This is a genomic window from Streptomyces sp. SM1, assembly GCF_002910825.1.
In the GTDB taxonomy this organism is placed as follows: Bacteria; Actinomycetota; Actinomycetes; order Streptomycetales; family Streptomycetaceae; genus Streptomyces; species Streptomyces okerensis.
Window position 1 is genome coordinate 1 of the sequence record NZ_NEUB01000091.1, and the last position, 1,143, is coordinate 1,143.

Below are 1,143 nucleotides of genomic sequence, written 5' to 3' on the forward strand. Positions count from 1 at the left end.
GGCTTGTCGGCCTCGGCGGCGGCCGGAGCGGCCTCCTCGGCCTTCTTCTCGCCCTCGAGCAGGTCGCGCTCCCACGCGGCGAGCGGCTCGCCGGCGGCCTTGTCACCCTTGTCACCGGTGGCGACACCGGAACGGGAGATGAGGCCCTCGGCCACCGCGTCGGCGATCACGCGGGTGAGCAGCGTGACGGAGCGGATCGCGTCGTCGTTGCCCGGAATCTTGTAGTCGACCTCGTCGGGGTCGCAGTTGGTGTCGAGGATGGCGACGACCGGGATGTTGAGCTTCCGGGCCTCGCCGACCGCGATGTGCTCCTTCTTGGTGTCCACGATCCAGACGGCGCTGGGCACCTTCTGCATCTCGCGGATACCGCCGAGGGTCTTCTCCAGCTTGGCCTTCTCGCGGGAGAGGACCAGCAGCTCCTTCTTGGTGAGGCCGGAGGCGGCCACATCCTCGAAGTCGATCTGCTCGAGCTCCTTGAGGCGCTGCAGACGCTTGTAGACGGTCGAGAAGTTGGTGAGCATGCCGCCCAGCCAGCGCTGGTTCACATAGGGCATGCCGACGCGGGTCGCCTGCTCGGCGATGGCCTCCTGCGCCTGCTTCTTCGTACCGACGAACATGACCGTGCCGCCGTGGGCGACGGTCTCCTTGACGAACTCGTAGGCGCGGTCGATGTACGACAGCGACTGGAGCAGGTCGATGATGTAGATGCCGTTGCGCTCCGTGAAGATGAAGCGCTTCATCTTCGGATTCCAACGACGGGTCTGGTGACCGAAGTGGACGCCGCTTTCCAGCAGCTCCCGCATCGTGACGACGGCCATGGCCGCATCTCCTTGATTTTCTCGGTTGTGCCGCGGATGCCGGACGGCTTCCGCGCCTGACGCCCACGACGCGCCGTTGCCACGAAGGACCGAGGGGCGCTGACATCGGGGACACGGCCGTGACCGGCCTCGATGTCGGGGCGTGCGAAGTCGACCCGGTGACCCGGGTCGCCACCAGAAGTGTACGGGACCCACGGGGTGCCGGGTGACGCCGTTGTCCACAACCGGACGGTGGTCCACAGGTCCGGGCGGTGATCACGCGTCTCCGGAACGCTTTGCGGCATGCGAACGAGTCGATGGGCCCGGGCCGGTACGCGACCGGCCC

The 1,143-nt window shown here is 67.3% G+C and carries 1 protein-coding gene; it reads right to left on the reverse strand.

Features of this window, described 5'->3' with window-relative positions; genetic code table 11:
• Positions 1-818 (reverse strand): 30S ribosomal protein S2 (gene rpsB, locus B9S61_RS02075; RefSeq protein ID WP_103540649.1); only part of this gene is annotated, 818 nt, incomplete at its 3' end.
• Positions 819-1,143 lie beyond the last annotated feature (325 nt).